Annotated in this window: 3 protein-coding genes and 1 pseudogene; 1 reads left to right on the forward strand and 3 read right to left on the reverse strand. The window is 57.6% G+C overall.

Features of this window, described 5'->3' with window-relative positions; genetic code table 11:
• Positions 1 to 2: 2 nt before the first annotated feature.
• From IEX10_RS16980 to IEX10_RS16990, 3 genes are all read right to left on the reverse strand, one after another.
• The gene (locus tag IEX10_RS16980; protein ID WP_188678124.1) at positions 3 to 992 is read right to left on the reverse strand and encodes a glycosyltransferase family 2 protein; all 990 of its coding nucleotides are present in this window, start codon (positions 990 to 992) and stop codon (positions 3 to 5) included.
• Positions 993 to 7,427, reverse strand: a complete 6,435-nt coding sequence (locus IEX10_RS16985) for a type I polyketide synthase (protein ID WP_188678126.1) — start codon at positions 7,425 to 7,427, stop codon at positions 993 to 995.
• Positions 7,428 to 7,694: 267 nt separating this feature from the next.
• The gene (locus tag IEX10_RS16990) at positions 7,695 to 8,381 is read right to left on the reverse strand and encodes a VPLPA-CTERM sorting domain-containing protein (RefSeq protein WP_188678128.1); all 687 of its coding nucleotides are present in this window, start codon (positions 8,379 to 8,381) and stop codon (positions 7,695 to 7,697) included.
• Positions 8,382 to 8,636: 255 nt separating this feature from the next.
• On the opposite strand from IEX10_RS16990, the pseudogene IEX10_RS16995 reads away from it, so the two are divergent.
• A pseudogene (locus IEX10_RS16995) lies at positions 8,637 to 9,032 on the forward strand (hypothetical protein); the annotation flags it as partial.

Here is a 9,032-nt window from a genome sequence, read left to right on the forward strand (position 1 = left end):
GGTTAGTCTCCGGTTTGGGAACGGGCCTTGATCTTATGGTCTCGTTTAGAGGTAAAAAGTTGGGCGATATCGTGGCGGGCAAGGGTCCGCAGGAAATGCGGCGCGCCGCCATGTGGTTTACGGGTCACTTTGCAGCGCAGCCAGTGCAGCCCGCCACCGCTCAGATGCAGGGCTGTGGCCAAAGTGGCATAAGCGCGACCGTGGTTTTTTGTAAAATAATGCCAGCGCGAGTTGAACCAGTAATCCGGCACGCGGGACCATTCCTTCATCCCAGTAGAGACCGACCCCAGATGGGTGACGACGCTGTCTTGCAGAAACATCACCCTGTGACCTGCTTCTTGGGCGCGGCGACACAGGTCTGTTTCTTCAAAATACAAAAAGAAGGTTTCGTCAAAAAGGCCGATTTCGTCCAGCACGTCCTGACGCATCATCACCGAGGCCCCCGCCAGCCAGTCGACCGGCCCGGAGCTGTTGCGAGGATCGGGCACCCGGTGGGATTTCAGCAGGCGGCTGACGGGCCCCAGTTTCACAGACCGTTCAAATTCGCTCCAGATTGAAGGAAAGCGGAAAGTGGTGATGTGACGTATCTCGTCCTCACCTTCAATATAGCTGCCTGCAAAACCTGTGCCGGGCGTGGTGTTCAGATGGTCGTAGAGCACCCGGATGGCCTGCGGCTTGGGGAAGGCGTCCGAGTTCAGAATATAGATGTAATCTGGGCGTGACCCATCCGAGAGCCCGGCCCGGATGCCAACGTTATTGCCCGCGCCATAGCCCCCGTTATGACCCGATTGGATGACCCTGATATTGTCCCGGCCCTGCGCCGTTACACGGGCGCTCAGGGTTTCGTATGACCCGTCCTGACTGTCATTATCCACAACCACGATTTCGCCGGGCAGACCCTCCATCGCTATGCGTGCGGCTTCCACGGCCTTCAGGGTCATTTCAGCGGTTTTGTAATTCAGAACGATGGTCAGAATGGTCGGGTCAGACATTTATTCGGCGGCTTCCTGAAATTGGATCTGATCGCGGGGGCGTTCCAGATACCTGCGGATGCGGGCAGCAAGCACGCGCACATTGGGTTCCAACACCATGGAATCGTGATCGCCGGGCACCTCGAATATCTGGATATCGGGGGCGAATTTGCCCCAGTCGTTATCGTCATGAAGATAAACGCGCTCATGGCTGATCAACCTGTCGCCTACGGTCCATTTGGGCACAAGTTGCGGGCGGAACAGCGCCAGCGTGCCATCCCAGTCTTGCACCTGATAGGCGCCGACGCTTTCTAGAAACGCATCCTGAATGGCGACGTTGTGGAATTGCTGGCCGTCTTCGGCAGTTTCCTCGCGGGTCTGGCGCTTGCGCATTTCCCAGGCAATGCGGTCGCGGGCCCAGTCGCGGAAATACCCCAGCCCGCCCTTGCGGATATCCTGTAACTTGATCCTCAGCCTGTCGGCCTTTTCTATTCCGGGACGCACCGGCAGGGGGGTGTCCAGCAAGACCAGCGCTGCGATCTCTTCGCCATCTGCGCGCAGTTGTCGGGCTATTTCAAACGCGGTGATGCCACCCCCCGAAAACCCGCCCAGATGATAGGGGCCATGGGGCTGCACCTGACGCATCTCGGAGATGTAGTCGGCCGCAGCGGATTCGATCGTGCGATGGGGGGGGTCGTCACCCAGCAATCCGCGCGCCTGAAGCCCGTAGAAAGGACGGTCACTGCCAATCAGATGTGCCAGATGGCGCAGGTTCAGCACATTGCCAAACATCCCTGCCACAAGGAAAAAGGGTGGTTTGTGCCCGCCTTCGCCCTGATGCATCGCGACCAGATGGGTAAAGCGGCGGGGCGGGGCTTTGGGTTTATCCGCTGCGGCTGCCTCAGCGCTGTCGCCATCCGTGACACCGCGTGCGGCAATCAATTCGGCGCATTTGCGGATTGTGGGCGCTTCAAACAGCACGGATATCGGGAAATCGACCTGATAGGCTTTGCGGATCTGCGCAAACAGCCGCACTGCGATCAGGGAATGGCCGCCAAGATCAAAGAAGCTGTCCTCAACCCCGATCTGGTCCACCCCCAAAAGATCCTGCCAAAAGGCGGCGAGCCGTTCTTCGATGGCATTTGAGGGGGCAACGAAGTCACTGTCCAGTTGTGGCCGCGAGAATTTCTGCCCGTCCTCGGTGTCGGTATCATCAGATTGCCCGGCCTGTGTGATAATCGCGTTCAGATCGAGCGAGGACAGGATGATCTGGCGGTGCGTTCCCATCAATGCTTGCAGGAACAACTCCGCGCCTTCTTCGGCCCGGATCCCCTGAGACAGATTGTGACGCAGCCGTTCTTCGGCGGGCGACAGGGGGCGTGCAGTATCGTCGGGCGCTTGCGACGGGGCTTCGTCCTGCGCACCAAAGCCCGAGATTTCTTCCATCTGGCGGATTGAGAAGCCGCTGATTTCCACGCAGACCGTCCCGTCGGGGGCTGCCAGTGTGATGTCAAAGCTGGCGATATCCCCGTCCGAGGTGTTGTCACCCGCGTTGCGCACCCAGCTGACAATTTCGCCGGGCAGCGGTGCGTAAACCTTGACCGAGCGGTAACTGACCGGCACCCAGAGGTGCTGGCTGGCATAGCCCGCAATCAGTTCCATTGCCCAACCTGTCGCCAGATCCATCAGGCCGGGATGCAGCAGATAACCCTGATCAGTGTCTTTTGCAGCGGCAGCGGGCAGTTTCAGACGTGCGATGCCTTCGCCGTCCCCGAGCGCAGTGGATTGCAACACACGCCAGCGCGGACCAAAATTCAGATGCGCCTCTTGGGGGGAGGTAATCCAGCCGGTTTCACCAGCCTCAAGCGGCGCCTTACAGCGGGCGGTGATGGCCGCGACATCCAGTGGTGCGGGGGCTGCCAGAGGCAGGATTTGCAAGTTGGCTTGGGCGTTTTGCGCAAAGCCTCCCTTTCCGCCGCTTTCCACCAGAAACCCGTAACCCGCATCGCTGCGCGGCAGGGACAGGCGCAAATCAACCGAGCCCGCATCGCCGACAGCAAAGGGGCGCAGGAAATACAGGTCGCGGATTTCAAAGGCTGCCGTTTCCCCCATGGCATGCAGCGCCTCGATTGCCATCTCCAGATAGCCGGTGCCCGGGACCAACGCATCGCCGGCCTTGGTGCGGTGCTCGTCCAGAAACCAACGGTCGGCCACAGTGTAGTTTGCAGTGAAGATCCTGTTTCCGGCGTGGTCAAACGTGGCCTGATCCAGCATGGGGGCGTTTATGTCGTGTACTTCCGGGGGGGTGGCACTGCCGGTGCGCGCCTCCATTGCGTCGGCGGCCATGCCCACGTCGGCCCAGATGCCCCAGTTTATCGCCCGCACACGGGTCTGGTCGCCACTGCGGGATTTGGCGTAGGCATTAAGATATTCATTGGCGGCCACGTAATCCACCTGCCCGATCGGGGCTGTCGCGGTGGAACTGGAGGCAAACAGCACGAGCCAGTCCAGCGTCCCGTCGGGAAACACTTCGTCCAGCACATTGGTGCCGTGGATTTTAGGGGCAAAGACGTCTTCGATACTGGTGGCATCCTTGGTCATGATCGGCGCGTCGTCGATATGGCCTGCAGCATGGATGATGCCGTTGATCGTACCCAGCTCGGCTTCAATCGCGGATTTTGCATCGCGAATGTCTTCTACATTGCTGATATCGGCAGCGAAGGTCATGATGGACCCGCCCATTGCCTCAAGCCGCTGTAGGGCTGTAATCCGGCGGGCAAGCGGGGCTGTGGCCGCGGTATTTTTCAGGACCCTGTCCCAAGTTTCGCGCGGTGGCAGGGGGCTGCGTGCAACCAGCGCCAGCTTTGCACCTGCACGTTTGATCAGGGTCTCGGCCAGCGTCAGCCCGATGCCGCCAAAGCCGCCGGTAATCATATAGACCCCGCCCTGTTTCAACACGGGGAGTTCCCCCTCGGGGAGATCGTCCAACGGGGCGGGGCGATAGGTCAGCGCAAAACGTTTGCCCCCCCGTATCAGGGCGGTGTCATTGCCCGGCTCCGCCAATGCGTCCTCAAGGATATGATCGACCAGTTGATTAACCTGATCCTCGGGCAGGGAATATTTCTTGCGCCCGGTCCGGGGCGGCAGGGTAATGTCGAGCGTTGAGACCGTCAGATGCGGAAACTCGCGCGGGATCACACGGGCCGGACCTGCAAGGGTTGCCTTTTCAGGGTGGGGCAGGGGTTCGTCCCTGTGCTGTGCGGCGCCATTGCTGAGCGCCAGAATATGGATGTCTTCGGGCAGGTCTTCGCCGCCAATCGCCTGAGCGAGGAAAAACAGGCTATAGAACCCCTGTTCCTGCACCCGATGGAAAAAGCTGGATCCGGGGCGAAAACTTTCGTCGGGGGTGATCATCCAGCCGTGCAGGATACGGGTGGGGATCAGATCGCGGGTGTTGAGGTCTGATATCAGGGCGTCATAGCTTTCGCGGCCCCGTTCGGGGGCAATGAAATAACCGCCCTCTCCATCCCGGGAAAAAGTGTCTCCGGTGCGCACGGTGATCACGTCATGTCCAGCAGCACGCAGTCGTTTCGCGGCCGCAGTCACCAGCCCCGCCTCATCGGTGAAGGCCAGCCAGACCTGTTTTTCCGCCTCGGACAGATCGCCCGTCACATCCACGTCACAGGCAGCATAGCGCGGCACCCATGCGGGTCTGTAACCCCAGTTTTCAGGCGTGTCGCTCCGGGTCAGCCATTGCGCATCGGCATCGGATTTGGCCATGCCGGGTTCAATGAAATAGGCAGCATGCTGGAAGGCATAGGTCGGCAAAGGCACGCGGTGACGGGGAACACCGCCCCAGATCTGATCCCAGTCAAACGTCCCACCCACAGCCCAGATCCGGCCCAGCATCGCCATGAAATAGGCGTCATCGGCCACGTCATCCTGTTGGTGGCGCAGGGTGTTCACAATTTGATTGGCCTGCACCTTATCGTGTTGCCCCGCCAGCGCGGACATCGCCCGTCCCGGTCCGACCTCAATGAAAACCCGTTCGTCTTTTGATGCGAGGGTGCTCAGACAATCGGCAAAATGCACAGTGCCACGGAGGTGTCCAACCCAGTAATCGGGGTCTTGTGCCTGTGCATCGGTGATGAAATCGCCGCTGCGGTTGGATGTAAACGGAATCTGCGGCGCATTCAGGGGGATCGCGCGCAGATAATCGCCAAAGTCCTTCAGAATAGGTTCCAGCATCCGCGAATGGGCGGCGATATCAATCGGAATACGCTGGCAGTCGATGTCGTCGGATTTCAATCGCGCCTCAAGAACATCCAGTGCAGCCTGCGGTCCGGTCGCCACGCTAAGGGAAGGTGCATTCACCGCTCCGAGATCCAGATCATCCCCTAAAAGCGGTTTGAGCTGATCCGCGGGCAGGGCGATGGACAGCATGCCCCCCGCAGGAACGGTGTCAAACAGCTTGCCGCGCAGGTGAACAAGGCCGATGCAATCTTCAAATGACATCACCCCTGCCACGCAAGCAGCAGTGTTTTCCCCCATGGAGTGTCCTACAAGCGCAGCAGGCGTGACGCCCCAGCTGATCCAGAGCTGCGCCAGCGCATATTCTACAATCATAATCAGCGGCAGTTGCACCGAAGGCTGCGTCAACCGGGAGTCGGCGGCTTCTTCAGCCCCCGGTTCGGGCAACCACAGCGCGCGGATGTCGTAATCCAGCTTGGGTTGCAGAATTTCCAGACCCTTATCCATCCATTCTGTAAAGACGGGTTCGGTCTCATAGAGATCGCGGGCCATGCCTGCATATTGGGCGCCGCCGCCCGGGAACATAAAGACGTAATCGGGATCATCGCCCAAAACGCTGTGGGAAAATGCGCGACGTGGATCGTTCTTTTCCAGCTGGTCAGCGGCGTCTTCATGGCTTTCGGCCACGATCACCCTACGGCGTTCAAAGCCCCGCCGCCCGTTTTTCAGGGTCCATGCGATATCGGCCAGATCCTGTTCGGGATGGGCCCGAAGATGTGCTGCCAGCCGGGCAGCATTTCCGTCAAGCGCTGCCTTGTTGCGCCCCGATACAGTCAGAATCTGAAACGGCCAGTCCGAGGGCTGCGTTTTTGCCCGGTCAGGGGCTTCTTCCAGCACCACATGGGCATTGGTGCCGCCAACGCCCAGTGAATTAACCCCGGCGCGGCGGGGGCCTTTGTGACTGATCCAGTCTGTTAGCTGATCATTGACGCGAAAGGGGGTTGTTTCAAAATCAATCGCAGGATTGGGTTTCTCATAGCCCAAGGACGCCGGGATCTGTTTGTGATGGAGCGCTAATGACGTCTTGATCAGACTGGCCACACCGGCGGCAGTATCCAGATGGCCGATGTTGGTTTTTACCGATCCCAAACGGCAAAATCCGACCTCTTGTGTGGTTTCATTAAAGGCTTGCGTCAGCGCGGCCACCTCAATCGGGTCGCCCAGATAGGTGCCTGTGCCGTGACATTCGATATAGTCGATGGTGTCGGCAGGGGTGTCAGCGATCATCTGTGCTTCGGCAACGGCTTCGGCCTGACCATCCACCGAAGGCGCAAGATACCCCGCTTTCGCCGCGCCGTCGTTGTTGATCGCTGATCCTTTGATCACCGCCCAAATGTGATCACCATCGGCAATCGCGTCTTTCAGGCGGCGCAGAACCACAACACCGGCGCCAGAGCCAAACACCGTGCCCTGTGCGCGGTGGTCAAAGGCGTGGCAATGACCGTCCGGCGACAGCACTTCGCCCTCTTTGTAGATATAACCGCGATCCTGTGGCAGTTCGATCGTCACACCGCCCGCCAAAGCCGTGTCACATTCGCCCGACAACAGGGCTTGTGTGGCATAATGCGTGGCGACCAAGGAGGTGGAACAGGCGGTTTGTACGTTTACCGAAGGCCCTTTCAGGTCAAAGATATGGCTGACCCGCGTAGAGAGAAAATCCTTGTCGTTCCCTGTGTGCCGTAACAGGAACATTCCAACGTTATCAACGAGATCCTGATTGGAGCAGATGTTGAAATAAAAGTAGCTGCCCATACCACAGCCGGCAAAAACCCCGATAGGCCCGCGCGTGTCTTCGGGGATATGTCCGGCGTTTTCCATCGCCTCCCATGCGACCTCGAGGAAGTGACGGTGTTGGGGGTCCATAATCGCAGCTTCTTTGGGGGACAGCCCGAAAAATTCCGCATCAAAATTCTGATAGCCTTGCAGCGGGGCGGCTGCAGGAACGTAATCGGGCCGGTTCAGCCGATGTGCCATCTCACCGGCGGCGAGCAGTTCTTCGGAGCTATAGGAGCGGATCGACTCGATGCCGTTGCGCAGGTTTTCCCAATAGGATGCTACAGTATCAGAACCGGGCAAATGTGCCGCCATACCGACAATGGCAATGTCAGTTTCAGCGAATGTATTCTGTTTGCTACCCGTACCCATCAAATAACCGTCTATAATAAAACACTCTTTTCTCCTACCTATCTGTGCCCACAGACAGAATTATGTCAATTAAAACAAAAATAGGGAAATTCTGTTCGGAAGACCCGATTTTGCAACACTGTGGGGGGCCAGAGCGATCTCCCTCCCGCAGAGCAGGTTGGGAGATCCTATCCCGAAAAGACATTCATCCGATTAGGGGGCATACCGTAAAGCCCAGGATGCAATTCACTTGGAAATGGTTCCCTTGCGCGACACACCGCGTTGTTTTTAAATGGATTTACGACGTCGGCGCCGGGCGGCAAAACCTAGGGCGCCAATGCCGGTTAGAAGCAGTCCCATACCGGCTGGCAGAGGGACTTGCGACAGCAGGGCCAAGTCGCTCGGGGTTGCCAGAACGTCCAGATCCGCGCGCCATGAAATGCCGCCCAGTTGCCCGCCCCCGTCAAGTCCGGTGAAATCAAGGTCCAACTGTGTGAATGCATCCTCGCCGGTCATATGGTTGCCAATCTGGACATGACCGCTGTAATGCGCACCGATCGCCCCGGTGAATGCGTCACCGCCCGCACTTACGTTGAACTCGATTCCGATCTTGGTGGTCGGAGAGTTCCGCACATCGCTGTCGGGATATTCGCCAGCATCAAAAATTACATTCGCCCTGCCCATATTCACCGTCAGGTTGGTGAGAAGCTTACTGGCGTTCATCGAGAAGGTGTTGCTGTTATCGTAGGTGAAGGAGAGGTCTGGGCTTTCGTGATCAACACGCACCGAGAATATATTCGATGTATGTTGAATGAATTCCCAGTTTTCCGTGGTGCCATCGCCAAACCTTGCCAGAACAGTCGCCCCGACCAGATCAGAGCGATATGTGGCTGTCCGGGTTCCGACACCGTCTATGGATTTATAGGTCGGACGCAGATCGTAGGTAACGTCGACTGTAGCTGCATGTGCAGGCATAACTGCGGTCCAAGCCAGCAGGCAGGCGGCAACTATGGGTTTGTGAAAATATCTCATGATTCCCAACTAAACTAATTTTGTAATTAAATTAGAATTATCTTAGGCAAATCGGGGACAACTTGCAATATTGATTGCTGGTGCCATCTGGAAACGCGTTGTTTCCAGATGGCACCAGCAATTACCATAAGCCTGTTCACAAAAGCAGGATTATTACTTTCATTTGATGACAATCTTAATTCTGAAACGGGGTCAACTATGTCCATAGATGATAATGCAGCTGCCAGAACCGAACTTTCGACATTTGTTTTCGGACATAGCCTGATTTACCATCACGCAGATCACGGGGGGTCCGATCAGACCAATGTGCCTTACTGGATGGATGCCTTTGCGGATGCAGCAGGGGGTGGTTTTTCTGTGTCAGGCCAGTTCGGTCAATTGGAAAAACACGTTAAAAAATTGCCCCCGAAGGCGACCTGGTCGTGGCGTTTTGACGGGGTGGATCAGGCGTGGAATTCTGCAAAGGAGCCCTTTTCCGAAGCGGATTTCGACTCGATCCTGATCACTCCGGCGAATTACATTCAAAATCTGGATCCAAATGATCCGATTTACACCCTGCCCCGTTCTGCTGTCAGCTACACGCTTGAAATCATC

This window comes from Neptunicoccus cionae, assembly GCF_014643735.1.
Lineage (GTDB): Bacteria > Pseudomonadota > Alphaproteobacteria > Rhodobacterales > Rhodobacteraceae > Amylibacter > Amylibacter cionae.

Excerpts from the sequence above, each read along its gene's own strand:
- IEX10_RS16980 (WP_188678124.1), bottom strand. The coding sequence starts at position 992 with ATGTCTGACCCGACCATTCTGACCATCGTTCTGAATTACAAAACCGCT.
- IEX10_RS16985 (WP_188678126.1), bottom strand. The coding sequence starts at position 7,427 with ATGGGTACGGGTAGCAAACAGAATACATTCGCTGAAACTGACATTGCC.
- IEX10_RS16990 (WP_188678128.1), bottom strand. The coding sequence starts at position 8,381 with ATGCCTGCACATGCAGCTACAGTCGACGTTACCTACGATCTGCGTCCG.